General features: G+C 70.4%; 19 protein-coding genes and 2 pseudogenes. 6 read left to right on the forward strand and 15 right to left on the reverse strand.

Features of this window, described 5'->3' with window-relative positions; translation table 11 throughout:
* Nucleotides 1–1,172: 1,172 nt before the first annotated feature.
* The 10 genes and pseudogenes from ACIBAF_RS17485 to ACIBAF_RS17530 all read right to left on the reverse strand — a co-directional run bounded on the left by ACIBAF_RS17485 (nucleotide 1,173) and on the right by ACIBAF_RS17530 (nucleotide 12,223).
* Nucleotides 1,173–1,529 carry a hypothetical protein gene (locus tag ACIBAF_RS17485; protein WP_399464100.1) on the reverse strand — a complete coding sequence of 119 codons (357 nt, stop codon included), beginning with the start codon at nucleotides 1,527–1,529 and terminating at the stop codon, nucleotides 1,173–1,175.
* An 11-nt stretch (nucleotides 1,530–1,540) separates the two neighbouring features.
* Entirely contained in the window at nucleotides 1,541–2,491 is a 951-nt protein-coding gene (locus ACIBAF_RS17490) for a hypothetical protein (protein WP_399464101.1), read from the reverse strand.
* A gap of 1,220 nt (nucleotides 2,492–3,711) precedes the next feature.
* Nucleotides 3,712–3,933, reverse strand: a complete 222-nt coding sequence (locus tag ACIBAF_RS17495) for a hypothetical protein (protein ID WP_399464102.1) — start codon at nucleotides 3,931–3,933, stop codon at nucleotides 3,712–3,714.
* Nucleotides 3,930–4,634, reverse strand: coding sequence for a hypothetical protein (locus ACIBAF_RS17500; protein ID WP_399464103.1), 705 nt, complete (start codon nucleotides 4,632–4,634; stop codon nucleotides 3,930–3,932). The genes ACIBAF_RS17495 and ACIBAF_RS17500 overlap by 4 nt, the downstream gene beginning before the upstream one ends.
* 116 nt (nucleotides 4,635–4,750) lie before the next feature.
* The gene (locus ACIBAF_RS17505) at nucleotides 4,751–6,370 is read right to left on the reverse strand and encodes a recombinase family protein (protein WP_399464104.1); all 1,620 of its coding nucleotides are present in this window, start codon (nucleotides 6,368–6,370) and stop codon (nucleotides 4,751–4,753) included.
* A 16-nt stretch (nucleotides 6,371–6,386) separates the two neighbouring features.
* Nucleotides 6,387–6,653 (reverse strand): annotated as a pseudogene (locus ACIBAF_RS17510) (cytochrome P450); the annotation flags it as partial.
* Nucleotides 6,650–8,983 carry a tetratricopeptide repeat protein gene (locus ACIBAF_RS17515; RefSeq protein WP_399464105.1) on the reverse strand — a complete coding sequence of 778 codons (2,334 nt, stop codon included), beginning with the start codon at nucleotides 8,981–8,983 and terminating at the stop codon, nucleotides 6,650–6,652. The gene ACIBAF_RS17515 and the pseudogene ACIBAF_RS17510, both read right to left, overlap by 4 nt.
* Before the next feature lie 43 nt (nucleotides 8,984–9,026).
* Nucleotides 9,027–10,223, reverse strand: a complete 1,197-nt coding sequence (locus tag ACIBAF_RS17520) for a nucleoside triphosphate pyrophosphohydrolase (RefSeq protein WP_399464106.1) — start codon at nucleotides 10,221–10,223, stop codon at nucleotides 9,027–9,029.
* 294 nt (nucleotides 10,224–10,517) lie between these two features.
* A complete protein-coding gene (locus tag ACIBAF_RS17525; protein WP_399464108.1) occupies nucleotides 10,518–11,162 on the reverse strand; it encodes a SurA N-terminal domain-containing protein in 645 nt (214 codons plus the stop codon).
* 230 nt (nucleotides 11,163–11,392) lie between these two features.
* On the reverse strand, nucleotides 11,393–12,223 hold the full coding sequence (locus ACIBAF_RS17530) for a glycoside hydrolase domain-containing protein (protein WP_399464109.1): 831 nt from the start codon (nucleotides 12,221–12,223) through the stop codon (nucleotides 11,393–11,395).
* A gap of 272 nt (nucleotides 12,224–12,495) precedes the next feature.
* Between ACIBAF_RS17530 and ACIBAF_RS17535 the strand changes: the two genes are divergently transcribed.
* The gene (locus tag ACIBAF_RS17535) at nucleotides 12,496–12,930 is read left to right on the forward strand and encodes a hypothetical protein (protein ID WP_399464110.1); all 435 of its coding nucleotides are present in this window, start codon (nucleotides 12,496–12,498) and stop codon (nucleotides 12,928–12,930) included.
* Nucleotides 12,931–12,951: 21 nt separating this feature from the next.
* Here the strand turns inward: ACIBAF_RS17535 and ACIBAF_RS17540 are convergent, their stop codons facing one another.
* A complete protein-coding gene (locus ACIBAF_RS17540) occupies nucleotides 12,952–13,695 on the reverse strand; it encodes an N-acetyltransferase (RefSeq protein WP_399464111.1) in 744 nt (247 codons plus the stop codon).
* A 178-nt stretch (nucleotides 13,696–13,873) separates the two neighbouring features.
* Nucleotides 13,874–14,620: an HNH endonuclease family protein gene (locus ACIBAF_RS17545; protein ID WP_399464112.1), complete on the reverse strand. Its 747-nt coding sequence runs from the start codon at nucleotides 14,618–14,620 to the stop codon at nucleotides 13,874–13,876.
* 185 nt (nucleotides 14,621–14,805) lie between these two features.
* Between ACIBAF_RS17545 and ACIBAF_RS17550 the strand changes: the two genes are divergently transcribed.
* Nucleotides 14,806–14,991: an Rv0909 family putative TA system antitoxin gene (locus ACIBAF_RS17550; RefSeq protein WP_399464114.1), complete on the forward strand. Its 186-nt coding sequence runs from the start codon at nucleotides 14,806–14,808 to the stop codon at nucleotides 14,989–14,991.
* Between the two features lie 169 nt (nucleotides 14,992–15,160).
* A pseudogene (locus ACIBAF_RS17555) lies at nucleotides 15,161–15,367 on the forward strand (MerR family transcriptional regulator); the annotation flags it as partial.
* Between the two features lie 39 nt (nucleotides 15,368–15,406).
* On the opposite strand, the gene mfd reads toward ACIBAF_RS17555, so the two are convergent.
* From mfd to ACIBAF_RS17570, 3 genes are all read right to left on the reverse strand, one after another.
* On the reverse strand, nucleotides 15,407–18,940 hold the full coding sequence (gene mfd, locus ACIBAF_RS17560; RefSeq protein ID WP_399464115.1) for a transcription-repair coupling factor: 3,534 nt from the start codon (nucleotides 18,938–18,940) through the stop codon (nucleotides 15,407–15,409).
* 394 nt (nucleotides 18,941–19,334) lie between these two features.
* Nucleotides 19,335–21,914: an ABC transporter permease gene (locus ACIBAF_RS17565; RefSeq protein ID WP_399464116.1), complete on the reverse strand. Its 2,580-nt coding sequence runs from the start codon at nucleotides 21,912–21,914 to the stop codon at nucleotides 19,335–19,337.
* Nucleotides 21,911–22,699: an ABC transporter ATP-binding protein gene (locus ACIBAF_RS17570; RefSeq protein WP_079661784.1), complete on the reverse strand. Its 789-nt coding sequence runs from the start codon at nucleotides 22,697–22,699 to the stop codon at nucleotides 21,911–21,913. The genes ACIBAF_RS17565 and ACIBAF_RS17570 overlap by 4 nt, the downstream gene beginning before the upstream one ends.
* Before the next feature lie 461 nt (nucleotides 22,700–23,160).
* On the opposite strand from ACIBAF_RS17570, the gene ACIBAF_RS17575 reads away from it, so the two are divergent.
* The 3 genes from ACIBAF_RS17575 (at nucleotide 23,161) to ACIBAF_RS17585 (ending at nucleotide 26,922) form a co-directional block, all read left to right on the forward strand.
* Entirely contained in the window at nucleotides 23,161–24,675 is a 1,515-nt protein-coding gene (locus tag ACIBAF_RS17575) for an MFS transporter (protein ID WP_399464117.1), read from the forward strand.
* A gap of 220 nt (nucleotides 24,676–24,895) precedes the next feature.
* The gene (locus tag ACIBAF_RS17580; protein WP_399464118.1) at nucleotides 24,896–25,300 is read left to right on the forward strand and encodes a DUF485 domain-containing protein; all 405 of its coding nucleotides are present in this window, start codon (nucleotides 24,896–24,898) and stop codon (nucleotides 25,298–25,300) included.
* Nucleotides 25,297–26,922, forward strand: coding sequence for a cation acetate symporter (locus tag ACIBAF_RS17585; RefSeq protein WP_399464119.1), 1,626 nt, complete (start codon nucleotides 25,297–25,299; stop codon nucleotides 26,920–26,922). Before ACIBAF_RS17580 ends, ACIBAF_RS17585 begins: the two co-directional genes overlap by 4 nt.
* The last annotated feature ends 28 nt before the right edge of the window (nucleotides 26,923–26,950 follow it).

Raw genomic sequence — 26,950 nt, forward strand, 5'->3', positions numbered from 1 at the left:
CTAACCGGTTGTCAGACCGCGCCGCCCAGCACCTGTACGATCCTCCAAGATCCCCGGAAAGGATCACCCCCCTGGGGTTTTCGCAGGTCAGAGGCGGTGTAGCGTCGGCCGACCCGTCGGGCCGCACGCTGCTGTCTCGCTCAGTCCGACGCGCGCGGCGTACTCGCGTCGCGCCTCCAACCAGCGTCGCCACGCACGGATGACGAGCGGCGAGCTCATCCCGCTGCGCCCGACGTCGATCGCCTCGTCCTCGTCCAGCCAATCCCAGACGAGGCAAGGCGTAAGCAACTCCCGTGGGCACGACAGCCCGCCCGCGTCGGGCGTCTGCGCTGCTGCTCGTCGGGCGAGCATGGCGTCAGTGCGTGCGCTCACGCTGCGCCGCCGGGCAGCGCACGAAGCTCGCCTGTGCCCACGTCGACAGACTCCACCTGCCAACCCATCGAGCGCATGCCCGCAGGACTCAGGCCGAGTTGCTCCGCGTAGTGCCGTGCTTCCTGCGCGAGTCCTGCGGTTGCGTTCCCGCGGAGCGACTGACAGACGATCTGCACGTACATCGAGACGAGTGGCACATACGCGTCGTGCCACTGCGTGGCCTGCGGACTGGCCCACAGTTCCGCCCACATAGCGCGCTCTGCCTCGTTCCACGCGCGCCCTGACGGCATGTCGGGCACGGGCAGGTCGCAGCCTGACAGCGGGAGGACGACGAGGCTGGCACGGGGCTGCCTCCCGCCCTCCCTGTTGGCGCGGCTGTAGGGCCGCGTGGGGTCTCTTCGTGGACCTGGGGAAACCATGGTTCCTCCATTGAGTGCTGCGGTATTCTGTGAACACCGCTGATACGTCAGCGGATTACTGGCGGGACTTCCGCCCTTGCCCGACCACGCGGGGACCCACGTGGACGCTCGCAGGCAGCGAGCCGCAACCACAGACGTTGACCGTCTGTCCACAGGGTCTGTGCTACTCGGGAGCCGTGGGGAGAGACGGTTTTAGCCCTGAAAGGGCAGTCGAGTGATTCCCGCTGCTTCTGACGTGCTCAGCACCTCTGCGGCCTCCGTGGTCGTTGTCCTCTGTCTCCGCGAAGTCGTACAGGCCGTGACGGTCCTGCTCCTGACTCGCGGCACCACGCCAGCACAACGCGCGGCAATCATCCGCGCGTGGCGAAGCGGCGGAAGGAATCAACCCATGGAGTAGCCCCGCTCCTGAAACGGGTTGCTGCCGTTGGCCGGCGCGGGACGTCCTTCAGGGCGTCGTCCGTCGTCGAGCCCGTGCTTCGCTCGGTACGCAGCAGCGCCGGCCGCGACTCCACCAGTGGTGGCGACGTCGGGCCCCTGGTTGCCGCCGGAGCGCGGGGCGGGAGTGCTGGTGACGCCCAGTTCCGTTGCGAAGGCGGTGGCGTCGGCCGTCAGCTCCTCTTCAGTGGTGCCCTGGAGTCGCGCGGACTGCTCGACGGTGAGCCCCGCCGCGAGACCCGCGCGGACGCGGGCAAGTTCGAGTACCGCGGGGTGCGGCTGTTCTGGAGTCTGTTCGGTCATGGTCGTTCCTCTCAGTAGATGTAGGTGGCCGGCGCGGGGTCGGCCACGGTGGCGTTGGCCTTCGGCCGGGCGGGCGCGGGCTGCGAGTGGTCCAGGTGCGCCGCGGACGAGTGCGCGTAGACCTGCGAAGGCACGGGCGCGGGCAACGGAGTCACATACGGGCTGTAGTCGACGAGGGGGCCGTGATCGTCGTGCATCACGGGCTCCGTAGCGGCCATGACGTCCGCCTCCAGGTTCTCTACGGACGTCGGGACGTACGCCGTACCGACCCTTGCGAGCCAGAGGAGATACGCCTCCGTGTACTGCTGCCTGCGCATGGCGTCGAGGGCGAACGCTGGGACGTCGTCGAGCCGGCCCCGCGTCTCGCCGTACCCGTCGCTGCGCCAGGCGCGTACCTTGCGCCGCTCCTCGTCGAACCCGCCGACCGCGTCCCCCGGGCGCAGTCGCGGGAGGAGGAGCTCCCACTGACCCGCGCGGATGTTCACGAGGTCTACGACGAGCCCCTGAAGGCGTCCCCACGCCGCTACGACGTCGCCTCCGGCCTTGATGGCGTCGTCCGCCGACCGGACGTCGCCGAGGGTCTCCGCGGCCGTCCTGGCGTCGCTGAGAACTTCCTCCAGGCGCGTCCCCAGGTACGCCAGTGCATCCGCGGAGTAGTCCTGTCGGGTGTCGTACGCCAGGCGCGCCGTCGAGTCGACCGCGCGCGACCGGGCCATCCGCTCTGCCTGCCACGCGGACGCTTCTGCGTGGGCCTTTGCGGCGTCCCGCCCGATGTTCGCGCGCCACGTGCCGTCGGTCTGGAAGGCGAGGACAGCGCCGTCGATGACGTCGTTACGGGCCGCGTCCGGGTCCACGCCGGCGGGGTGGTCACGCAGTCGCTTCTTCGCGTCGGCAAGGAGTTTCTCCGTGCGCTCGATCTCCGGGACGTGGCCGAGTGCTGCGGCAAGTTCGGGGTTGGTCATGGTCACCTCTCGTGGGCTACAGAAAAGGCGACTGACCCGAGTTGGTCAGTCGCCTGATGGCTGGACGTCGGCCGCCACTGTGGAGCGCTCTTCAGCAACTCCGTCCGGGCAGCTCGTCGTTGGTTCACGCGGTCGCGCTGCGGCTGCGGGTCGGCGCAGTACCGGCGCCGCTTCTCTGCGTTCACGCAGGAGCGGCAGACGCGCCGTAGTCCGTCCGCACACGATGGGTCAGCGTGGAAGTGGGTCACGTTTCGGGGCAGCGCCCGCCCGCAGGATCGGCACGGCATCGCTGCCGGCGTCGATATGTCGTTGCTTCGCATCCTGGCTCCGCTGTTAGTCAGTTCTCCCTGATTCGGGCAAAAAGAAAGCGCGGCCCGTGGGCCACGCGTCATGAGGGTTTTGAGGTCCGGCGACGGAGCGATTGAACGTGGAGCGGCCGAAGGAGGAGAGGACCCGCCACTCAACACGGTCGGCTCGACGTCGCCGGACCATGCGCCGCTACGAGAGGTGGGGAGCGGCGCAGTCTTACGGAGGGGCCACGGCCCACAGCTCGCGAATTCCCCTCCTACCTACGTTGTGTCGGATACGTGACGCTCCGACCTGCGCATTCTCCGGATCCGTATAATAATTTTGCCCAGACTTTACGATTGAGAGTCCCCGGCGACTTCGACGCCAACGAGAGTTACTGTGCGTGATGAACCGCAGGCCACTGCCAGGAATGCACACCCTACGTGCACGAAGGCTCTGAGCGGCTGCGTGCGGGCCTAGAACGACGGCGGACCGGGAAAGGGTCACCGGATGGCCTGAACGCGCGGCAGCGGGGCGCACAGCGCCTCTCGCTCCTCCTCCGCGCCTCCCACCGTCGGCCACCCGTCGACTGGACTCCCCCCCTCGGCGATTTCAGGGTGTCGGACGGAACCTGGACGAAAATGCAAACTAGGGCACTACTTTCAAACTTTTCCAATGCGCGTAGTAAGAGATTGGGAGTAGGGGGTTAGTTCGACACTTTGACCGCGAAAATGACCTGCGGATGAGCGGAGGGTGACGAGGAGGCTGAAACTGGTGACGCTCCGGAGTCAATATGTCCGTGCATAGCCCACATATCTCCGCCTCCGCTCCGCTCGCCGACGTCGGCGAGTGTCAAACTGCCCCGCTCGGACATGCAGCAGCCCCCGCCCCGAATCTCTTCGGGCGACGGGGGCGGTTGCAGAGTGTGACCGTCAGAGCCGCGCTCCTGCGGCTTCCTCGTCGAGCTTCTTCCTCAGGTAGCCGACGTTCCATCCGACGTCGGCCGGATTCTCGTCGAGCGCGCCTCGGACGACGGTCCGCGCCCAGATGGCTCGGTCGGCAAGCCGGCGGTCGTCGACGTCGTCACCAGGTACCGTCAGTGCCTCGCAGACGGCTTCCAAGAGCTCCCGGAGGTCGCGCGCTTCGCTGCTCACGCGGACACCGCCAGGGAGGCGACGTTCATGAGTCGGCTCGACGTCGGGCGGTGTCCCGGGGCGAGGCATCCGGCGTGGATCGGGAACCACGTGTCGTCGCGCTGGACAAACTCCGCGTCCTCCATGTCGAACGCCTCCCCGCAGTGCGCACAGGCATCGTCGCTCAGGCACTCCGCGCACCACACGATGCCGCGCTCGTCGACGTGGGGGCGGGTGTGTCGGCTGACGAGTCCGCACCCGCACGTGGTCACCTCGTCCGCCTTCAGCGGCTCGTGCACCTCGACGCCGGCGAGCATGGCCTCTGCGACGAGGACGAGGGCGGGAGCGGTGCGGAGCGACGTCAGGGGGCGCACGCTGTAGACGGCCGCGAAGGCGGTGACGTCGTAGTCGGTGTGCGTGGCGTACGTGGCCGGACGGCCAAGCTCGTAGGCGACGTCACGGGCGACGTCGCGGAGGCGTTCGACGTCCGCAGGGATGTCGGTCGGTCCGACGACGAGGACGCGCTCCGGGGCGGGCATCTCACGGCGAACGACGTACTCCCGGCCGTCTCCCACGATGTAGATCCCGCCGTCGAGGATGTAGAGCGACGTCGTGTCGCCGGTACGGAGGCCGATCTCCTCGACCGTGCGCCAGTCCTTCGCGGCGAGGAGGTCGCCGGGGAGGATTTCGCTACCGGGGACGGTGATGATGACCTGTGTCATGATGAGAGTTCCTCTGTTGAGGACACAGCCCCGGGTCTTCCGCCAAGTCGATACCGGGGCTGTGCCGTGAGCGCCGCACGGCTGCGCGGCGTGTGCTGTGGGTTACGTGCTCTGCGTCAGTCCGACGCTTCTTCGAGTGCGACGGCCTCCAGGGCCGTCACAACCGGGTCGCCGAACTCGCCCAGTTCGAAGGTCAGCCGATCTTCGGGAGGCTGTCGCCATCGCGTCACTTTCCCGACGGTGACCTTGACGCCGGCCTGGAGCAGCATCCCCCGACGTCGCTGGTTGTCGTCGTCCTTCGCCCACTCGTCCGCCCAAGTACCCGGGAGTTCCACAACCTCTTGCCGTGGGGGTTCGTAGGGCGTCTGCTGGAGAGCGGCAAGCCGCTCCGACATCCCGTTCAGTTGACCCACCAGGATCTCAGCAGCCGCTCCCTGGACGGTCGCGAGATTCCGCCCGAGTGTGGCGATCGACGCCTCCAACTCGGCAATGGCGGCGCGGTTGTCTACTCCCCCACGGATGACGGTCTTGGTCAGACGGAGCCGGCCGACAGTACGGAGGAACTCACCTTCGACGTACTTGATCACAGGTGACGCCTTCACCGTCAGCCCCGGAAGCTTCTTACCGTCAGTGCCTACGGGATGATGCGTGTTGGCACAGGTGAATTGATCGATCCGTTTCCCTGCATCCTTGCCGGAGCGCTCGACGTAGACGTGAAGGACCATGTTCCTCCCGCAGGTGCCACAGACGATAACCCCGAGCAAAGGATGCGCGTCCTTCCGCTTGGGTACGCCACTTGCCTTCGTTTGTCTGCTCTTCAAAGCCTCTTGGAGGTCGAACCAGTCGACGTCACTGATGAGCGCCTCGCCCTGGAGTACCGGGTCACCAGTAGCTGTCAGAACGGGCGTACCGTCCGACTTGACCGTGTGGCCACGCATGACGGGCGATTGAAGCATCTTCGCCACCGTGGAGACGTGCCACTTATCGTCCGGGTCGAAATCCCGCTGAGGACGCGCGTACCGGGCACGGTGGTTCTTGGGAGTAATCGCGTTCGTCGCCCGAAGGTGCTCCTGAATACCCGCGAAGCTAGCGCCCTCAATCGCCATAGCAGCCATTTCCCGACGGATCGCTGCGGTCCCGCCTTCGCCGTCGTCGGCAACGAGCCACCATCCCTCATTGCCGTCAGGGAAGACCTTCCGGTCGGGACGAAACCCGTACGGAACGCCTCCGCCCGCCCAACGCCCAATCTGTTGCAAGTACGCCGCAGCACCCTGGTTGCGCTCCAGGATGGTTTGCCCTTCCAACTGTGCGGCGAAGGCCAGGAACATCATCATGAATTCGCTCATGATGGAGGTGAAGTCAAGCTCCAGCATCCCGCCACCGGGACCTGACGCGAAGACGAGACGCTTCCCGTGCTTCTTCGCATAGCGGCCCAGATCTGCCATGTCGGCCATGCTGCGTACCGCACGGTCCATGCGCTGCCAGATCATGACGTCCCACTCGTCGGGACGGTCGAGCCAGTAACGCAGCTCCGCCCGTTCCCACGGCGTGGTTTTCAGGGCCGAGACGTCGGTGTCACGAGCCCACCCAACGAAGCGCCCTCCAATCGACAATCCCGCGTGAGTGACTGTGTCGGTCTGTACCTCAGGCGACGTGCTTGCGTCGGTGTACCTGCTGAGTCGCAGGGCACCAACTACGCGGGGCGGCCCCGCTGGTCGGTTCATCACGCATGACATGTTAGTCAGGAGAATTGGCGTGGGCGGGCTCGTCGTGATGCGCGGGGTTCTTGGACAGCCGCTGGTCGGCGAGGGCCTGTTTCGCGTCGGCGTAACGGGTGACCAGCCAGGCCTCGACACCGCTGGGCAGCCGGGTGCGGTGCACGGGCGCGTGCTCGCGCAGCCAGGCGTAGGCGGGATAGGGGTCGGTGGCGAACTCCCAGGTGAAGAGGGTGGGAGCCGACGGAGCGTCGGTCGGGACGCCGGTCGGGGTGCCGGTCGGAGGGCGGGGCTGGTTGGTCACTCCTCGACGGTAGCGGGGTCCTCGACGCGCTCTTCGAGCGCCTTCCTCGCACCCGGATGCCCCATGTCGGCGGCTTTGCGGTACCAGAGCGCGGCCTGGGTTGGTCTGCCCAGCTTTACGAGGAGAGCGGCGAGCCGGTACGCGGCATAGGGGTCGCCGTCGGCGTACCCCTGCTCGTAGTGACCGCGGGCCTGCTCCGGAAGCCCCGCCTTCTCCGTCACGGCACCGACATGGGCGGCGTCCAGCGGGTGACCGGACGCGAAGTACTCCGCGGCGTCCGTCAGGCTCCCGCTCGGCTCCTGCGCGTCGTTCAGCAGACGAGCGGCCTCCTTGTCGCCCTCTGCGGCGGCACGGGTGAGCAGCACCTCGGCGATCTCGGTCTCGTGGCGCAACAGGAAGTAGACGGCCGCGCTGCGGGCGACCGGGGCGTACCCCTGCGCCTCGGCCTCCATGTAGTAGGACGACGCCTGGCTCAGCTCGCCCCGCCCCAGCAGCAGGTCGCCCAGCCGGTGTGCCGCCGCCATGTCACCCCCGCTCACGGCCTCGCGCAGCGCCTGCTCGGCCAGGGCCAGGTGGGCCTCGCCGACCAGCCTCATCTCCTGGCCGCCCGGCTTCCCCTCCGCCGCCGCCCGCAGATACGGCAGCGCCTGTTCCGCTTCTCCCCTCGCCAGCAGCAGCTCGCCGAGCCGCCCGGACAGCTCCTTCTTGCCCGCGTCCACGGCCTTGCGGAACCACTCCAGCGCCGTGGCCTCGTCCTCGTTGTCCTCGGCGAGCAGGCCGAGCATGTGCATGGCCTCGGCGTCGCCGTCCTCCGCGCGCACCGCGAAGACGGCGTGCGCGGTCGTCCGTACGGTGCGGTGCACCTCGGCGTCGTACCCCGTGCCGGCCAGCGCGCAGCGCCAGACGGCGGTCGGGACGACCGTCCCCGACGAGGCCCGCTCGGCGTCGACGACGAGCGAGCCGTACGGCCGCCAGGTCTCGTCGCTGTCGCCCACCCGGCGCGGCTCTCCGGGCACCAGCAACCCGGTGACGTCGTGGCGCAGTTCCCGGGCCCAGTCCAGCGCCGCCTGGAACGACTGCCGCTCCAGCCGCGCCGCCGGCTGCCGCGCCGCATAGCACTGGCAGGCCTCGTGCAGCAGCTGCCGGGGGATGTCCCCGGTGACTCCGCAGCGGGCCAGGTCCGTCGCGGCCCGGATCAGCAGATTCCCGTACGGGTTACGGCTGTTGGAGAGGCCGGAGCGGTGCCACTGTTCCCAGAGTTCCGCACCGATGGCCAGGTACTGCGTGACTCCGGTCGTGCCCCGCCACTGCTCGGCCTCGTCGAGCCGGGCGTCGAACTTGGCGGAGAGCCGGCCCAGCTCCTGGGGGGTCCACGTGGAGCTCACCCGCTCCGACCGGGCCAGACTGAGCACCTGGGACGCCGGGCCGGGCGCGAAGCGGCGCGTTTCGTACGCGTCGTCGCTCATCGTGCCCACCACCGGGACGCCCAGCGCCCTCAGCTCGGCCAGCACGCCCAGGGTCAGGCCGTGTTCGCCGAGGTGGTACTTCAACTCGTCCAGCCACAGCACGTAGGCGCCCTGCCGACCGCGCAGCAGCGCGGGCAGCCCGCGCAGGTCCGCGCCGTGGTCGGGCGCGTACACCCGGGCCCGCCGGTCCAGGTCGCCGGCCACGGCGGCCCAGGCCGTCCTCGACTTGCCCGTGAGCGGTCCGCCCGTGATCACCAGCAGCCGGTCCTGCGCGCTCCAGCCGCGCAGCCGCTCGTCGAGATCACGGGGGACGTACGGCGGCAGACCGGGGTCCCCGAAGTGCCGCCCGGTGGGCCGGACACCGAGCGTCACCGGGTCGGCGTCCTCCACCGCGGGCCAGTTGGCGGGGTCCGGCACGATGAAGACGCCGGGCGGCGAGGCGTAGGTGGTGGTCTGGTTCAGGACGCCCACGACGGGGCCGCGGTAGTCCCCGCCGTAGAAGCCGACGGTGTCGCCCGGCGGGAACCCGGGAACGGTCTCGGCCGCGGGCCCGGACTCGGGTTCGGTCGGCGGCTGGGGCTCAGGAAGGTCGGCCAACAGCTCCCTCAGGTCGGCCGCCGCTGCCTGGCCGCCCGTGCCGGAGAGCGCCTCACGGAAGTAGCCGCGGAAGTAACCCACCTTGAAGTGCCGGGACTTGTCGGGCGGGAGAGGGTCGAGGATCCGGTTCAGGGTGGTGGAGGTGTGGTTCGCGAGCCACCGCCGGAACGCCCGGCGCACCCTCTCCCGCTGCTCCGACCGCAGCCCCGCCTCCAGCACCTCCGCGGCCTTGGAAGCCAACTCGTCCAACTCGTCTTCCCTGCCCATTCAAGCCCCCCGCGCCCCGCAGCCCGCTCAGGAGACCACCGTACTAACCCACCACCCCCTCGGTCGCCCGGATCGCGTCCCTATAGGCCCGCGCCGCCGCCCGCAGGGCCGCTTCGGGGTCCACACCCTCCGCTTCCGCCCGGGCGGCGAGGGCCAGCAACTCGTAGCCGATGCCTTCGGCGCCTATGCGCTTTGCGCTTCCGCCTTCGGCGCCTGTGCGCTCAGCGGTTCTGCCTTCGGCGCCTGTGCGCTCAGCGCCTCCGCCCTCGGCGCCTGTGCGCTCAGTGCTTCTGCCCTCGGCGCTTCTGCCCTCGGTCTCCGTGCTCGCGGCGCCCGCGCTCTCGGCCGTCGGCAGCGGCACGTCAAGTCCCGCCGTCCGGGCCCGGGAGGCCAGCTTCGCGGCGAGGGCCAGGCCCGGCTGGTGGAGGGGGACGCCGTCCGTCACCGACTCCCGCCGCTTCTCGGCCGCCTTCGTGCGCAGCCAGTGCTCCTTCACCTCCTCCGGGGTCGTGGCCGTGGCGTCGCCGAAGACATGGGGGTGGCGGTGGATGAGCTTGGCGACGATCGTGCCCGCGACGTCGTCGACGGAGAACGGGGACTCCTCGTCCTCCTCGGCGATACGGGCGTGGAAGACGACCTGGAGCAGGACGTCGCCCAGTTCCTCGCGGAGTTCGTCGTAGTCGCCGTCCTCGATCGCCTCGACCAGCTCGTACGACTCCTCCACCGCGTACTTCGCCAGGCCCTTGTGGGTCTGCTGGGAGGACCACGGGCACTCGGCGCGGATGCGGTCCATGACCTGGACGAGGTCGAGGAGCCGGGCGCCGGGAAGGTCGTAGGAGGCGGGGAGGAGCTCCAGCTCGGGCATCGACACACGCCCGGAGCCCGCCAGGCGGGCCAGGCCGTCGGTGAGGTCCGGCTCGCCCTCGCCGGTGGCCACGACCACGACCGTGCGGCCGCCGGCGCAGGCGGTGACGATGTCCTCGGCGGTCGGGGAGGCCTCCCCGACCGTTATGCCCGCGTCCCGCAGATAGGGCAGCTGCGGATGCGCGCCGTCCGCGCACAGCACCCGGTCCGCCGCGCGCAGGACCTGCCAGGCGGGCCAGGACAGCAGACCGGGGGCGACGCGGTGGCTGGTGGTGAGCAGGACGATGCGGCCGCTGGCGACGGCGGCGGGACCGACGGCGGGCTCGCTGGACGGGCTGGACGGGCTGGACGGGCTGGACGGGCTGGATGCGTTCACACCTCGAACGTAACCCACGCCCGCCGACGGCCCCACGAGTTGTCCACAGGCCCGGTGGATAAGTCATACCGGCCCTGCGCGGGCTTCGCGCCCAGCGCCTGTCGGCGTCCCCAGAGCCTGTGGGTCGGGCGCGGATCAGAGCCTGTCGCTCGGGCGCGGATCAGAGCCTGTCGCTCGGGCGCGGATCAGAGCCTGTCGGGCGGCGTCCGACGGTCCTGCCCGAGCGGCGTCCGACGGTCCTGCCCGAGCGGCGTCCGACGGTCCTGTCGGTTGGCGTCCGACAGGACCGGGTCGTCACGTCGTCTGCTGTGTGCCGGCCGTCGTGATTTCCCGCACCCAGGGCGTCTTCGCGTCGACGCGGGCCACCTTCTGCGCGTCCCAGCTGCCGTAGCGCGGGTTGAGGTCGACGCCCAGGGCCTTGGACGCCTTGGACAGGGCGTCCCAGAACGGGGCCTGGCTGGTGTTCGTGCCCAGCTCGGTGGCGAGCTTCTGGGCCTCCAGCTGGAGGCGGAGGTTCTCGTCTAGGCGCTGCGGGGGAATGCCGTACTGCTGGAGCCACGCCGTCTCCAGGCCTTGCGCGCCGCCCGCCTGCTGTTCCAGGCCGGCCCGCATCTGCTGGACCTCGCGGCGGCTGACGGTGACGCCCGCGTCCTCGGCTGCCCGGTGCAGCACCTGGTCGAGGACCATGCCGTGCAGGGTGTCGCGGGTGAGGGTGCCGGTCTGGGCGATGGCCTGCGCGTACTGCGCGTCGTCCTTGACCGCGGCGCGCTGGGCCGTGCGCACCTCGTTCACCCGGCTCTCCAGCTGCGCGACGGAGATCCGCTGGCCGCCTACGACGGCCGCAGCGCCGGGATGCGCGTCGCTCCCGCAGGCGGTGAGGAGAGGGGCCGCCGCGATCGCGGCGGACAGGAGGAGCGCGGTGCGACGACGGCGGTGCAAGGGAACCTCCCGGTCGGAGATTGTGCGACGGTGCACAAAGTCTTGCGGTGATCGATGGTAGGCAGTGGGACGGCTGGGGCCAACCCATTCGACCAACGATTCACCAGGACTTCGGGCACCGGCGCGCCCGGACGTCGCGCGGGCCCCTCCCCCGCTCGGGTTCAGCCGACGCCCGCGCCCCGATCCCGACGACGATCTCGTCCCGATCCCGGCGACGATCCCGCTCCGGTTCAGCCGACGATGGCGACCGGGGCGTCCCACGTGTCGCGGTCCACGGTGATCGTGTAGCCGCCGCGGGTCTCCTTGCTGTTGACCATGAACTGGTGGCCGCGGCTGTGGTTCGTGTACTGGGTGGCGCCCCACGGCCAGTCGGTGGTCGTGGTGTCCTTCTTGTCCCACAGCGCGTACCAGAGGTTGCCCGGCAGGTCCGTCTTGTTCGTCGCGGTGGCGATCGCCTTGGCGCTGGAGCTGGTGAAGCCGTAGTAGCCGGCCCGGTAGATCTTGGCGCGCAGCGTCTTGGTGAAGGAGCGCACATACGCCAGCACGGCGTCGTTGCACGCCTTGTTGGTGATGTCGTACGCCTCCATGTCGAGGTAGATCGGGCTGCCGGCCTTCATGCCGAGCGCAGAGGCCTTGGCGACGGCGTCCGCGGCGTCGGTCGCGCCGAGGGAGGTCGCCGTGGCGGCGGTGATCTTCTCCGGGCTGGAGCCGGTCTGGCAGGGCGGCTGGGCGCCGACGTAGAGCGGGATGAGCTTCCAGCCGACCGCGTTGACCGACTTCACCCAGGACGCGGTGAGGTTGGGCTGCGCGCAGCCGCGGTTCTTGCCGCCGACGTAGACGGCGGCGCCGCCGTAGTAGCCGTCGGTCTTCCAGGCCTTCATCGCAGCCAGGGAGGGCGCGGTGCAGGTGTCGAAGGCGCGGCCGGTGTAGGTCTTCTGGGCGGGCCAGGTCGTGGCCGCCATCGAGGTCTGCGCCGCTATCCCGGCCCCCGCGAGGACGGCCGCGCCGGCCACGCCCCACGTGATGTATCTGCGCTTCCTGGACTGCCGGTGCTCGGCCATCCCCACCCCATCGTTCGTCTGTTGTGCGCACGGCGCTGTCGCCGTGTACGGCTGTGTCTCGCTGAAGTCCCCCGAGTCGGTGCGACGATACGGCGTCGACTCGACGTCCGGCACCCGGAAACGGATCGCACCGTAACCTGCGGCGTCCCTGCGGTCGGAAAACGCAGGTCCCTTATAGCCACAAGATTCGCTCATGTCACAGTAAAGAAGCGACTGCTCTGGCGCGGGCCGCCCGTGTCCTACCCTTGCCCCCTGGTGACTTGGGGGGCGACATGACGATACCGACGACGGCGCCGACGGCGGCCGGTGCGGAGAGGCGGCTGGAGGGCGGCTGGTTCCAGCGAATCGCCTGGACGGTCCTGGTGTGGGGCTCACTCGGCTTTCTGGCCTGGGTGCCCTTCCTGTATGTGGCCGTCCGCCGCGGACTCGCCTCCGACTGGACGGCCTTCGGCGCGTTCTCCCTGTACGAGTGCGTGATCGTGACCTGGGCGGTGGTCTCGGACAGCGACGACGGGGACGCCTTGCTGGGCGTCGCCATCATGGTGGCCCTGGTGACGGCGTCGGTGCTGCTGCTGTTCGCGGTGTTCGACGCGAAGACCCCCGCTGCGGCGTCGGCGTCGGCGTCGGGCCCTGCGTACGGGGCGGGTCAGCCGTATGGCGCGGGTCAGCCGAATCCGTATCAGCAGGGGTATCCCTACGGGCAGTAGTCACAGGCGCCCGACCCGGTCTCACAGGCTGTGCCGCATCCACACGTTGGGCTCGACGTAGACGGCGTAGTCCCGTTCCGGCTCGCAGCGCACCGGTACCAGGGCGCCGGGGACCTCGATCTCGCCCTGGGAGTCGAAGGGCAGGCCGGTCCAGCGGCGCCACTCCGGCAGCGAGGCCGACACCGTCATCGACGCCGGCGCGATCCGCTCGATGGTCGCGCCGGCCCGGGCGTGCACCCGCAGCCACGGGTCGTACGGCAGCCCGTCCTCCCGCACCCGGTGCGCGTACTCCTCGATCGGGGTGTGCGGTTCGAGGTGCTTGGCGCTCGGCCGGACCGGGGCGACGACCTCGGTGAAGCCTGCCGACCGGGCGTTGTCCCGCATTGCGGCGAGCATCCGCCCGGACAGGCCGTGACCCTGGGCGTGCGGGGCGATCACGATCGAGATCGCGCTCACCGTGTCCGGTCGCACTCCGCGCCGCTGGTCAGCGAAGGCCCAGACGAGCACCTGGTCCCAGCCCCGGGCGGGCAGCTCGCCGCGGCCGTCGGCGTGCAGGGCGAACGGCACGCTGTAGGCGTGGGCGACGACCTCGCCCCGCTCGTCCTGCGCGAACAGCGCGTACTCGGGGAACTCCACGGGGATCCGGCCGTAGTGCGCGTTGCCCACCGGGTCCTGGGTGGTGAACTCCGGCCAGGTGTCGGGCATGCCCTGGACCGGGCCCAGCATGTCGGGGCGCTCGGCAAGACTGGCTACCTTGAGGTCCATGCGATCACGGTAGGCGAGGCAACACCCATGCGGAAACGGGGTTTTCGGGGTTGAGACGACCCCGGAGCGGGCGCGCCGTTCGCGGCAGGCGGGGCCGTCCGCAGCAAGCGGGCCGTCCGCAGCAAGCGGGCCGTCCGCAGCGGGCGAGCCGTCGGGGCCGGTTCGGCAGCCGGAGTGCTCACCCCGCGTGGAATCGTTCCGGCGCCTTCGTCGGGTTGCCCCCGGTGGGGAGTTTCTGGTCGGGGCAGGTCTTCAGGACCTCTTCCATCGCGGACTTCTCCGCCGCGGAGACCCACAGTTCGTACTTCTTCTTCACGGCGACCTGCGCCGCGACATACGTGCACCGGTAGGCCTTGTTGGGCGGCAGCCACGTCGCCGTGTCGCCGTCCCCCTTGGAGCGGTTCGTGCTCGCGTCGACGGCCAGGAGGTTGAGCGGGTCGTTGGCGAGCGCTATCCGCTTGCTCGCGTCCCAGTACTTGGCGCCCTTCTGCCAGGCGTCGGACAGGGCGACGACGTGATCGATGTCGACCTTGCTGCTTCCCCTCCGGTAGGTCACGTCCTTCCCGGAGTACGGGTCCGACTCCAGCACGCCGTAGGACACCTTGCAGGCGCCGCCGGTGAACTTCACCTCGTCCAGGTCGCGTTTGAGTATGTCGTCCCGGGTGTCGCAGGAGTTGGAGTCCGTGTCCGCCCAGGCGGCGCCGAACCTGTCCCGCTCGTAGCCGGTCTTGGGGGCTCGCCCCTTCACGGTCAGCGACTCGGCCGCCGCGAGGGCCGCCCCGCCGTTCGCCGCCCCGCCGCCGGCCGTCGGCCCCGCACCGGTGGAACCGGCGCCGGATCCGGTGGTCTGCTCCGTGCACCCCGCCGCCGTCACCGCGCATATCAGCACGACGGCAGCCGCCGCCCCGCCCCTCAGACGCCTCACGCGCCCCTCCCTCTGCCTGCCCGCTGCCACCCCGCACAGGGCGGATTCCCCTGACGGAGCCTCGCACACCGTAGCGAGGGGGCGCGCGGGGGCAGTCGGGAGGTCCAGACCACAACCGGCCCCAGTGGGCATACCTCGCATCTCGGGAATATCGTCGGTGTGAGTCACCTCGGAAGGAGCTCTGGATGGGCATCTTCGACAGGTTCAAGAGCAACAAGGCGGCACAGGGCAAGGCCAGGGACATGTCCGACGTCGCGGAACAGAAGATCAACGAGAAGACGGGCAACCAGTACGAGTCGCAGGTCGACGCCGCGCAGCAGAAACTGCAGGAGCGGCTCAGCAGGGACGAGGACCGACCCGACAAGCCGTAGCTCCCCTGCCAGATCCGCCGGACAGATCCCGCGGCCAGATCCGTCGGCCAGATCCGCCGGACGGGCCCTGGGTCGTATCCGCGGACTCGGCGACATCCCGCCTGGAGACTCACCGAGGCTGAGCCGCCGACTTCACCCACCTGCACCCGAGGAGGTGCTCCGGAAGGGGACCGTGGACGACGTCCGCGGCTTCCTGCCGTGTCTGGAGGGGGACGTGACGGCGTCGCCGCCGACCGGCCGGACCCTTCAGGTCGCGCTGCGGCGCCTCGCGGTCCTGGAGGAGCGGATCGCGGCCCAGGTCGCCGTCCGCGACCGGCTCGCCGCGGCCCTGGCCGAGGCCACCGGCGGACCGGAACGGATCCGGCCGGTGGCCTGACGACGCCGCCGGACAGCGCCGGCGGCCATGGACGACGGGCTACGAGCCCAGCACCGTCGCCAGGAACTCCCCCACCCAGCCCAGCAGGTCCCGGCCGACCAGCGGCTTGCCGCCGACCTTCGCGGTCTTCGGGCGGGGGACGAGGACCTGGTGCGCGGCCGGCTTGATGACGGACCCGGGGTACAGCCGCTTGAGGCGCAGCTCCTGCGACTCGCGCAACTCCACCGGCGCGAAGCGGATGTTGTTGCCCTGGAGGACGATCTCGCCGACGCCACACGCGCGTGCCAGCATCCGAAGCCCCGCCACCAGCAGCAGGTTCTCCACCGGCTCGGGCAACTTGCCGTACCGGTCGACGAGTTCCTCGCGTACGGCCTTGACGTCGTCCTCCGAGTTGGCGGAGGCGATGGCCCGGTAGGCCTGCAGGCGCAGCCGCTCGCCGGGGGCGTAGTCGTGCGGGACGTGCGCGTCGACGGGCAGTTCGATCTTGACCTCGAGCGGCGGCTCCTCCTCGATCGCGCCGGTCTCCAGTTGACGCCGGTAGTCCGCGACGGCCTCGCCGACCATGCGGACGTACAGGTCGAAGCCGACGCCGGCGATATGGCCGGACTGTTCGCCGCCGAGGAGGTTTCCGGCGCCCCGGATCTCCAGGTCCTTCATCGCCACGTACATGCCCGCGCCCATCTCCGTGTGCTGGGCGATCGTCGCGAGCCGCTCGTGGGCCGTTTCCGTCAGGGGCTTCTCCGGCGGGTACAGGAAGTACGCGTAACCGCGTTCGCGGCCACGGCCGACGCGGCCGCGCAACTGGTGCAGCTGGGACAGGCCGAAGGTGTCGCCGCGCTCCACGATCAGGGTGTTGGCGTTGGAGATGTCGATGCCGGACTCGACGATCGTCGTCGAGACCAGCACGTCGAACTTCTTCTCCCAGAAGTCGACGACGACCTGCTCCAGCGCCGTCTCCGACATCTGGCCGTGGGCGGTGGCGATGCGCGCCTCGGGGACGATCTCGCGCAGTCGCGCCGCCGCGCGGTCGATGGACTCGACCCGGTTGTGGATGTAGAAGACCTGGCCCTCGCGCAGCAGTTCGCGGCGGATGGCGGCGCCGATCTGCTTCTGCTCGTAGGGGCCGACGAAGGTGAGGACCGGGTGGCGCTCCTCCGGGGGCGTGGTGATCGTCGACATCTCGCGGATACCGGTGACGGCCATCTCCAGGGTGCGCGGGATGGGCGTCGCGGACATCGTCAGGACGTCGACGTTCGCGCGGAGCTTCTTCAGCTGCTCCTTGTGCTCGACGCCGAAGCGCTGCTCCTCGTCGACGATGACCAGGCCGAGGTCCTTGAACTTCGTCTCCGACGAGAACAGCCGGTGGGTGCCGATGACGACGTCCACGCCGCCCTCGCGCAGGCCCTCCAGGGTGCCCTTCGCCTCCGTGTCGGTCTGGAAACGGGACAGGGCGCGCACGTTCACCGGGAACTGCGCGTACCGCTCGCTGAACGTGCCGAAGTGCTGCTGCACGAGGAGCGTCGTCGGCACGAGGACGGCGACCTGCTTGCCGTCCTGGACGGCCTTGAAGGCGGCGCGCACCGCGATCTCCGTCTTGCCGTAGCCGACGTCGCCGCAGATCAGGCGGTCCATCGGGACCGTCTTCTCCATGTCGTCCTTGACCTCGGCGATGGTGGTCAGCTGGTCGGGCGTCTCCGCGTAGGGGAAGGCGTCCTCCAGTTCGCGCTGCCAGGGGGTGTCCGTGCCGAAGGCGTGACCGGGGGCCGCCATCCGCGCGCTGTACAGCTTGATCAGGTCGGCGGCGATCTCCTTGACGGCCTTCTTGGCGCGCGCCTTGGTCTTCGTCCAGTCCGCGCCGCCGAGGCGGTGCAGGGTGGGGGCCTCGCCGCCGACGTACTTGGTGATCTGCTCCAGCTGGTCGGTGGGGATGTAGAGGCGGTCGCCGGGCTGGCCGCGCTTGGCGGGGGCGTACTCGACGACCAGGTACTCGCGGGTGGCGCCCTGGACGGTGCGCTGCACCATCTCGATGTAGCGGCCCACGCCGTGCTGCTCGTGGACGATGTAGTCGCCCGCCTCAAGGGTGAGCGGGTCGATGGTCTTCCTGCGGCGCGCGGGCATGCGCGCGCCGTCCTTGCCGGCCGCCTTCTGGCCGGACAGGTCCGTCTCGGTGAGGACCGCGAGGCGCAGCGCCGGGTCGACGAAGCCGTAGTCGATCGAGCCGCAGGAGACGTGCACGAGGGAGGGGCTGAGGTCGGTCAGGTCGGTGTCCAGGCGGGCCGCGACGCCCTCGCCGCCGAGCACCTCGACGGTGCGGGCGGCGGGGCCGTGCGCCTCGGTGACGAAGACGACGCGCCAGCCGTCGGCGAGCCAGCCCTTGGTGTCCGCGAGGGCCTTCGCGGTGTCGCCGCGGTAGGTCTCGGGGGCGTGCATGCCGAGTTGGAGGGTGTCGGCCTCCAGCTCCAGGTCGGCGGCGAACGGCGACACCGACCACCACATCATGTCCAGCTCGCGCGCGTGGTCGCGGACGTCCGCGATGGACCACAGGGAGGCCGCGCCGACGTCGATGGGCGCCTCGCCGCCGCCCGCGGTGGCCGCCCAGGACGCCTGCAGGAACTCCTGGGACGTCGCCACGAGGTCGGCTGCACGCGTGCGTACCCGCTCCGGGTCGCAGACGACGGCCATCGCACCCTTGGGGAGGACGTCGAGCAGCAGTTCCATGTCGTCGACCAGGACCGGCGCGAGGGACTCCATGCCCTCGACCGCGATGCCTTCGGCGATCTTGTTCAGCAGTTCGCCGAGTTCCGGGTGCTGTTCGGCGAGGGCACGCGCGCGCGTGCGCACGTCCTGCGTCAACAGGAGTTCACGGCAGGGCGGGGCCCACAGGCCGTGCTCGGCGACCTCCAGGGAACGCTGGTCGGCGACCTTGAAGTAGCGGATCTCCTCGACGTCGTCGCCCCAGAACTCCACGCGCAGGGGGTGTTCCTCGGTGGGCGGGAACACGTCGAGGATGCCGCCTCGTACGGCGAACTCGCCGCGCTTCTCGACGAGCTCCACGCGCGCGTAGGCGGCCGCGGCGAGCGCTTCGACGATCTCGTTCAGGTCGGCGCTCTGGCCGGTGCGCAGGGCCACCGGCTCCAGGTCGCCGAGGCCCTTGACCTGGGGCTGGAGCACGGAGCGGACCGGCGCGACGACGACCGAGACCGGGCCGGTCTCCGGGTCGTCGGGCCGCGGGTGGGCCAGCCGGCGCAGGACGGCGAGGCGGCGACCGACGGTGTCGCTGCGGGGGCTGAGGCGCTCGTGCGGAAGCGTCTCCCAGGAGGGGTACTCGACGACGCCGTCGGGCGGGAGCAGCGAGCGCAGGGCGGCGGCCAGGTCCTCGGCCTCGCGGCCGGTGGCCGTCACCGCGAGGACCGTGCGGGTGCTCTCGCGGGCGAGGGCGGCGATGGCGAAGGGGCGGGCCGCCGGGGGGCCGACCAGGTCGACGTGCATGCGGTTGCCGTCTGCGGCCGCGGGGATGGCTTCCGCGAGGGCGGTGTCCTTGACGACGGCGTCGAGCAGACCGTGCAGGCTCATGGAGGGCTTTCCGTCCGAGGGGCCGGGGTACGTCCGGGGGTTTGCGGGCGTAGTCGGTCCGGGGTGGGCAACGCGAAGGGCCCGACGCGTGTCACGGGCCGGGGGTGTCCAGAGTACGACGGGGTGGGATCGTTCGCCGGGGGCTGTGGACAACCTCGGGGGCGGTGGGGCTTTGGCCCGCGGTTTTTCGCCCCCGCCGCCCCTTCCCTTCCCGTCCCTGGGGGCTGCCGCCCCCAGACCCCCGCTTTCGGCCCATAAGGGCAGCCTCTTCCTCAAGCTCCCCCAGAGGGGGCACCCCCAACGGGCTGAAAGACACACAACACGCGAGCCCGGCACTGAGAGGACCCCCGTCCATCTCAGTGCCGGGCCGTGCCCGCCTGGGGCGGCTGTGCGGTCAGTCGGTCGCGATCGCGTTCAGGACGTTCATGCGGCCCGCGCGGAAGGCCGGGATCAGGGCGGCGAACAGGCCCACGAACGCGGAGCCGATGAACACGCCGATGATCGTCGGCCACGGGATGTCGAGGACGTCCAGGCCCTGCAGGGCGAGGAGCTGCTGGGCGGTGGCGCCCCAGCCCATGCCCAGGCCGAGGCCCAGAAGGGCGCCGAAGAGGGCGATGACGACCGACTCCATGCGGATCATGCGCCGCAGCTGGCGGCGGGAGAGGCCGATCGCCCGCATCAGGCCGATCTCCCTGGTGCGCTCCACCACCGACAGGGCCAGGGTGTTCACCACACCGAGGACCGCGACGATGATCGCGAGGGCGAGCAGGCCGTAGATCAGGTTCAGCAACTGGCCGATCTGGTCCTTCAGCTGCTGCTTGTAGTCGGTCTGGTCGCGGACCGTGTACTGCGGGTAGTCGTGCAGCGCCGTCTTCAGGGAGGTGTAGGCGGCGTCCTGCTGACCGTCCTTGGCGGTGGCGAAGACCAGCTGGTCCAGCGGCATCTTGTCGGCCGGGACGTACTTCGCGAGCGTGGCGATGGAGGTGTACTTGGCGCCCTGGTCGACCACGTCGTCGCTGCTGGTGATCGCGCGGACCGTCAGGTGGGCGGTCGCGCCGTCCTTGAAGGCGACGTCGATCTTCGAGCCGACGCGGATGCCGTGGGCCTTGGCGAACTTGTCGTGCACGGACATCGAGTCCGGCAGGTAGGCGTCCTTCAGGTTGCCGGCGACGGTCGTCTTGCGCAGGTCGGAGGCGTACGTCGGGTCGGCCGCGGTGATGTCCGTGTCCTTGAGCGTCTTGCCGTCGGGGGTGGTGTAGTCCGCCTCGGTGGTCTTGTACTCGGTGACCCGCGCCAGGCCCGGCGTGGACTTGACGGCCTGCACCGCCTGCGGGGTCATCCGCTGCCCGCTGTCACTCTGGATGATGAAGTCCGTGCCGACGCTCTTGTCGAGCTCCTGGGTGGCCGAGGCGACCATGGAGGAGCCGACCACCGACAGGCAGGCGACCAGCGCGAGGCCGATCATCAGGGCCGCGCCCGTGGCGCCCGTACGGCGCGGGTTGCGCAGCGCGTTGCGCTCGGCCATCCGTCCGACCGGGCCGAACGCCCGCAGCAGGACCGCGCCCAGGACCCGGACCACGCCGCCGGCCAGCAGCGGGCCGATCACGATGAAGCCGAGCAGGCTCAGCACCACGCCCAGGCCCAGCCAGAGCGAGCCCTCAGCGGCCTTGTCGGCGGCGGAGGCGAGGTAGAGGCCGAGGACACCGCCGCCGGTGAGGAGCAGGCCGAGGACGGCCCGTACGACACCGGCCTTGGCGTCGGCCGGGGCGCCTGCGTCGCGCAGCGCGGCCATCGGGGAGACCTTGCCGGCGCGGCGGGCCGGGAGGTAGGCCGCCAGCACCGTGACGACCACGCCCAGGACCATGCCGATCACCGGGGTCGTCCAGGCGACCGTCAGATCGTCCGTGGACAGGTTCATGCCGGTCATGCCCATGAGCTTCATCAGGCCGACCGCGATGCCGATGCCCGCGCCGACGCCGAGGATCGAGCCGACGACGCCCAGGAGCAGGGCCTCGACGAGCACCGACCGGTTGACCTGCTTGCGGCTGGAGCCGATCGCCCGCATCAGGCCGATCTCGCGGGTGCGCTGCGCGACCAGCATCGAGAAGGTGTTGATGATCAGGAAGATGCCGACGAGGAAGGCGATCCCGGCGAAGCCGAGCATCGCGTACTTCATCACGTTCAGGAAGTCGCCCACGTCCGCGCGGTTGGCGTCCGCGGTCTCCTTGGCGGTCTGCACCTTGTAGCCGCCGCCGATCGCGGCCGCCACGTTCTTCTTCAGCTGCGCGTCGCTCACCCCGGCCGCGGCCGTGACGTTGACGTTCGTGTAGACGTTCGACTCGCCGACCAGCTCCTTCTGAGCGGTCGCGGTGTCCAGGTAGAAGATCGCCGCGCCGGGGTTGGTGACCTGGAAGGCGGCGATGCCGGAGATCTTCGCGGTGTGCGTGCCGACCGCGCTGATCACGCCGATCTCGTCGCCGAGCTTCAGGTGGTGCTTGTCGGCGGTGTCCTCGTCCAGCATGATCTGGCCGGAGTTCTTCGGCGCCGCACCCTCGGTGATCTTCATGGTGCGGGCGTCGTTGCCGTTCCAGCTGCCGACGATCGTCGGGGCGCCGCTGGAGGGCGACAGGCTGTCCTTGTCGGCGTCGACGACCGTGACGGAGGTCGAGAAGACCGTCCCCTCCGCCGACTTCACCCCCTGCGCCTTGCGGACCCCGCCGAGCACCGAGGCCGGCATGACCGGCGGCTTGCCGTTGTCGGAGGTCGTCTCACCGGTGTCCGAGGCGCCCTTCGCGCTCACCGTCACATCGGAGGAGGTGGCGGCGAAGAGCTTGTCGAACGTCGTGTTCATCGTGTCGGTGAACACCAGCGTCCCGCAGACGAACGCCACCGACAGCAGGACCGCCACGGCCGACAGGGCCATGCGCCCCTTGTGCGCGAAGAAGTTGCGCATCGAGGTCTTCAGGACGGTCATGACGTACGCCCCCGCGCGTCGAAGTCCTTCATGCGGTCCAGGACGGTCTCCGCGGTCGGCTTGAACATCTCGTCGACGATCCGCCCGTCGGCGAGGTACAGCACCCGGTCCGCGTACGAGGCCGCCACCGGGTCGTGGGTGACCATGACGATCGTCTGGCCCAGCTCGTCCACCGAGCGGCGCAGGAAGCCGAGGACCTCGGCGCCCGCGCGCGAGTCGAGGTTTCCGGTCGGCTCGTCGCCGAAAATGATCTCTGGGCGGGCCGCCAGGGCACGCGCCACGGCGACGCGCTGCTGCTGGCCGCCGGAGAGCTGCGTGGGACGGTGCCTGAGGCGGTCGGCGAGCCCGACGGTCTCCACGACCTGGCTGAGCCACGCCTTGTCCGGCTTGCGGCCGGCTATGTCCATGGGCAGCGTGATGTTCTCGAGCGCGTTCAGCGTGGGCAGCAGGTTGAACGCCTGGAAGATGAACCCGATCCGGTCCCGGCGCAGCTTCGTGAGCTTCTTGTCCTTCAGCCCGGTGATCTCGGTCTCGTCCAGGTAGATCTGGCCGGACGACACGGTGTCGAGACCGGCGAGGCAGTGCATCAGGGTGGACTTGCCGGACCCCGAGGGGCCCATGATCGCGGTGAACTGACCGCGGGCGATGTCCACGTCGACGTGGTCGAGGGCGACGACGCGGGTCTCACCGGACCCGTACGCCTTGACGACCTGCCGCGCCCGCGCGGCAACGGCCGTACGCCCTCCAGTGCCCCCGTGCCTGGGAATGGTCACAGCCGAAGTCACGGTATGTCTCCTAAGTCGGAAGTCGGTGGGCAGTGCTCCACCGCGGTGGTCGAGTGGCGAGCAGTGCGAGAAGCGGTACGTCGAAGAGTCTGTCGGCGGGGAGGGGTCCGGCGCGCTGGTGCTCGGGCCCCTCTTCCAGGGGGGTTAACCCCACCTCCCGCCGGTGCGGTAGCCGCCCCCCAGCGGCATAAAGCCAGGTTAAGGACGGGACAGACCCATCTCCTCCTCCGACAGCACGAACCCTCCCCGAGCCGTAGGGCGGAGCTACCCCTAGGGGCAGTCCACCGCCGGGTGGAGTACCTCTCGGGGTCGTCTCCACCCTCCAACCCAGTCAGGGGCCAAGGCGAAGGCGAGGACTCCCCCTGGCAGAGGCCAAGTGGGAAGCTGTCTTCCGGCAGTTAGATGCAAGGGGCACGGGACGCGGCAACGCGGGGACGCGGACGGCAAGGGGAGGGCATCCGGTGGGGGACACACAACCCGCGCTGCGCGAGGCCGCGCGGCGGACCGCACCACACCGGCGGGGCGCGGTCGTCGCCGCGCTCATGCTCTCCATGGCACTGGCCGCCCTGGACTCCACCGTCGTCTCCACCGCCGTCCCGCAGATCGTCGGCGATCTCGGTGGGTTCTCCGTCTTCTCCTGGCTGTTCTCCGGCTATCTGCTCGCCGTGACGGTCACCCTGCCGGTCTACGGCAAGCTCTCCGACACCTTCGGCCGCAAGCCGGTCCTGGTCGTCGGGGCGGCGCTGTTCCTGCTGGGCTCGCTGCTGTGCGCGCTCGCCTGGAACATGGGGGCGCTGATCGCGTTCCGCATCGTGCAGGGCCTGGGCGGCGGGGCGTTGCAGGGCACGGTGCAGACGCTCGCCGCCGACCTGTACCCGTTGGAGGAGCGGCCGAAGATCCAGTCGAAGCTGTCCACGGTGTGGGCGGTCTCGGCGGTCGCGGGTCCCGGCATCGGCGGCGTCCTCGCGGCCTACGCCGACTGGCGCTGGATCTTCCTGGTCAACCTGCCCATCGGGGCGGTGGCGTTGTGGCTGATCGTCCGTCATCTGCACGAGCCGGAACGCACGTCGGCCACGCGTGACGCACGCGCGCGTGTCGACTGGGCGGGCGCGCTCACGGTGTTCGCGTGCGGCGGGGTGCTGCTGACCGCGCTGGTGCAGGGCGGGGTGGCCTGGCCGTGGCTGTCGGGGCCGTCGCTCGCCCTGTTCGCCGTCGGACTCGCGCTCGCCGGACTCGTCGTCGTCATCGAACGCCGGGCCGCGGAGCCGATCATCCCCGGCTGGGTGTGGCGCCGTCGGACGATCGCGGCGGTCAACCTCGCGCTGGGCGCGCTGGGCCTGCTGATGGTGGCCCCCACGGTCTTCCTGCCGACGTACGCGCAGTCGGTCCTGGGCCTCGGACCGGTGACGGCCGGGTTCGTCCTGTCCGTCTGGACGCTGAGCTGGCCGTTGTCGGCCGCCCTCAGCCAGCACGTCTACCGACGCATCGGCTTCCGCGACACCGCGCTGCTCGGCATCGGCACGGCGACGCTGATCCTGCTCGCGTTCCCGTTCCTGCCCTACCCCGGCGCGGCCTGGCAGCCGACCCTGCTGATGCTGCTGCTCGGCGCGGCGCTCGGTCTCTTCCAACTGCCGCTCATCGTCGGCGTGCAGTCGACGGTGGGCTGGTCGCAGCGCGGGACGACGACCGCGTCCGTGCTGTTCTGCCGGCAGACCGGCCAGACGATCGGCGCGTCGGTGTTCGGCGCGGTCGCCAACGGCGTGCTGGCCTCGCGGCTGGGCGGCGCGGGCGATCTGGACTCCGTCACCCGCGCGCTGGACGCCGGTGCGGCGCCCGAGGTCGTCCGGCACGCCGTCGCGAGCGCCGTGCACGCCGTCTACTTCGGCGCGTCGTGCGCCGCCGCACTCGCCTTCCTGGTGCTGCTGTGTGTGGCGCCGCGCCGCTTTCCGGTACTGGGGGAGCAGGACGGGCGGTGAGGCCGCAGGGAGCCGCAACGCGCTGCAACGAGCTGCAAGGGCAGGGGTTAACGCGGGTAACAGCGCAGGTCGGTGATGGATTCGCCCAGTAAGCGCATACCGACCGACCAGTTTGGCGAAAACGCTTCTCGGCCGATGTACTCCCGAGTAACGTGCGTGACTCGCGCCCCCCACCTCCCTGCGGTCCGCCGCCACGGACCCGAGCCATGCAAGGAGCGGGATGTCCCACAACCCGTCACGCCCCGACCTGACCTACCCCTGGCAGCCGCCGCCCCCGCCACCGGCCCCGCCCCGGCGCCGGCCCGCCCACCGCACCCCGCTGGGCCGCCCCGGCGACCTGCGGATCCTGCGCGGCGCCTACCGCCGCCAGCGGCGCGTGGCCACCCTCACCGCGCTCGGGTACTTCGTCCTGTTCCTGGTCCTGTCCGCGTTCGCGCCGTCCCTGATGACGGCCGCCGTCACGGCCGGCCTGCCCACGGGGCTGCTCCTCGCCCTGATTCAACTCCCCGTCACCTGGCTGGCGATCGCCCTCTACGAACGCACGGCCCGACGCCACGTCGACCCGCTCGCGGACCGCATCCGCAAAGAGTCGGAGATCGACGCACGGCGAGGGGCGACACGATGACGGCCGCCTCCCTCACCGCGTTCAGCGACGACGCACAGACCATGTCCCTCGTCGCGTTCACCGCCGTCGCCACCGTCACGCTGCTGCTGTGCGTGCTGACCGGCCCCGACAGCGACGACCTCGACGAGTTCTACACCGGCTACGGCTCCCTCTCCCCGCTGCGCAACGGCCTGGCCGTCGCCGGCGACTACATCTCGGCGGCCACCGTCCTCGGCACCGGCGGCGTGATCGCCCTGTGCGGCTACGACGGCGTCGTCCTCGCCCTCAGCACCGTCCTCTCCCTGATGCTGCTGATGTTCCTGCTGGCCGAACCCCTGCGCAACGCGGGCCGGTTCACCATGGGCGACGCACTGGCCCGCCGCATGCCGGGCCGCGCGGTGCGCATGACGGCCTGTGGCGTGACCCTCGCCGCGTTGCTGCCGATGATGCTCGTGCAGCTCGCCGGCACCGGCCAGCTCCTCGCCTTCATCCTCGGGTTCGACGGCGCCGCCGTGAAGACGGGCTGCGTCGTCTGCATGGGCGTGCTGATGATCGGCTACGCGGCGATCGGCGGCATGAAGGGCACCGCCCTCATCCAGATGCTGAAGATCGTGACCCTGCTCGGCTCCGGCGCCGTGATCGCCGTCATCGTCCTGTACCGCTTCGACGGAAACCCGGGCGCCCTCTTCGACGCGGCCGCCAAGGGCAGCGGGGTCGGCGACGCGTTCCTGCGCTCGGGACTGGAGTTCGCCGACGGCCCCTTCCCCCGCGTCGACATGATCGTCTCCCAGCTGTCGGTCGTGCTGGGCGGCGCCTGCCTGCCGCACATCACCATGCGCATGTACACCGCCTCCAGCGCCCGCCAGGTACGCCGGTCGATGTCCTGGGCGGTGTCGGGCGTCGCCCTCTTCGTGCTCGTCATGACCGTCGTCGGGTTCGGCGCGACGGCGCTCGTCGGCCGCGCGGTGATCGCCCAGGCCGACCCGCGGGGCAACACCGCCTACCTGCTGGGCTCCCGGGCCGCCTTCGGCCCCGACGTGTCCACCGCCGAGACGCTGCTCTTCACGACGGTCACGACGGCGATCTTCCTCACGGTGCTCGCCTCGGTCGCCGGCATGATCCTCGCCTGCGCCAACTCCCTCGCCCACGACGTCTTCGCCGCACGCGACCCGGAGATGTCCCCGCGCCGCGAGATGCTCCTGGCCCGGCTGTCCGCGCTGGCCGTCGGCGTCCCGACGATCCTGCTCGCCGTCCAGGTCCAGCATCGCAGCCTCCAGCCCCTGGTCACCCTCTCCTTCTGCCTCGGCGCCTCGGCCCTGGCCCCCGCCCTCGTCTACAGCCTCTTCTGGCGCCGCTACACCCGGGCAGGACTCCTGTGCACCCTCATCGGCGGCACCCTGTCCGTCCTGCTGCTGATGCCGGGCACCAACCTGGTCTCCGGCTCCCCCGTCTCCGCCTTCCCCGAGGCCGACTTCAACTGGTTCCCGTTCACCACCACGGGCCTCGTCACCATCCCCCTCGGCTTCGCCCTCGGCTGGCTGGGAACGGTCGCCTCGGGCCGCCGCAAGGCGGAGGAACAGCGCCGCCAGTACGAGGCGGTGGAGGGCTGGATCCTGGCGGGCGCGGTACGGAGAGGCGACTGAACAGCGCCAGACGACCCGCTTGAGCCGC

Origin of the sequence: Streptomyces sp. NPDC051677, from assembly GCF_044453465.1 — a bacterium.
Classification (GTDB): domain Bacteria; phylum Actinomycetota; class Actinomycetes; order Streptomycetales; family Streptomycetaceae; genus Streptomyces.

Excerpts from the sequence above, each read along its gene's own strand:
- ACIBAF_RS17485 (WP_399464100.1), bottom strand. The coding sequence starts at position 1,529 with ATGACCGAACAGACTCCAGAACAGCCGCACCCCGCGGTACTCGAACTT.
- ACIBAF_RS17490 (WP_399464101.1), bottom strand. The coding sequence starts at position 2,491 with ATGACCAACCCCGAACTTGCCGCAGCACTCGGCCACGTCCCGGAGATC.
- ACIBAF_RS17500 (WP_399464103.1), bottom strand. The coding sequence starts at position 4,634 with ATGACACAGGTCATCATCACCGTCCCCGGTAGCGAAATCCTCCCCGGC.
- ACIBAF_RS17505 (WP_399464104.1), bottom strand. The coding sequence starts at position 6,370 with ATGTCATGCGTGATGAACCGACCAGCGGGGCCGCCCCGCGTAGTTGGT.
- ACIBAF_RS17515 (WP_399464105.1), bottom strand. The coding sequence starts at position 8,983 with ATGGGCAGGGAAGACGAGTTGGACGAGTTGGCTTCCAAGGCCGCGGAG.
- ACIBAF_RS17530 (WP_399464109.1), bottom strand. The coding sequence starts at position 12,223 with ATGGCCGAGCACCGGCAGTCCAGGAAGCGCAGATACATCACGTGGGGC.
- ACIBAF_RS17535 (WP_399464110.1), top strand. The coding sequence starts at position 12,496 with ATGACGATACCGACGACGGCGCCGACGGCGGCCGGTGCGGAGAGGCGG.
- ACIBAF_RS17540 (WP_399464111.1), bottom strand. The coding sequence starts at position 13,695 with ATGGACCTCAAGGTAGCCAGTCTTGCCGAGCGCCCCGACATGCTGGGC.
- ACIBAF_RS17550 (WP_399464114.1), top strand. The coding sequence starts at position 14,806 with ATGGGCATCTTCGACAGGTTCAAGAGCAACAAGGCGGCACAGGGCAAG.
- mfd (WP_399464115.1), bottom strand. The coding sequence starts at position 18,940 with ATGAGCCTGCACGGTCTGCTCGACGCCGTCGTCAAGGACACCGCCCTC.
- ACIBAF_RS17565 (WP_399464116.1), bottom strand. The coding sequence starts at position 21,914 with ATGACCGTCCTGAAGACCTCGATGCGCAACTTCTTCGCGCACAAGGGG.
- ACIBAF_RS17580 (WP_399464118.1), top strand. The coding sequence starts at position 24,896 with ATGTCCCACAACCCGTCACGCCCCGACCTGACCTACCCCTGGCAGCCG.
- ACIBAF_RS17585 (WP_399464119.1), top strand. The coding sequence starts at position 25,297 with ATGACGGCCGCCTCCCTCACCGCGTTCAGCGACGACGCACAGACCATG.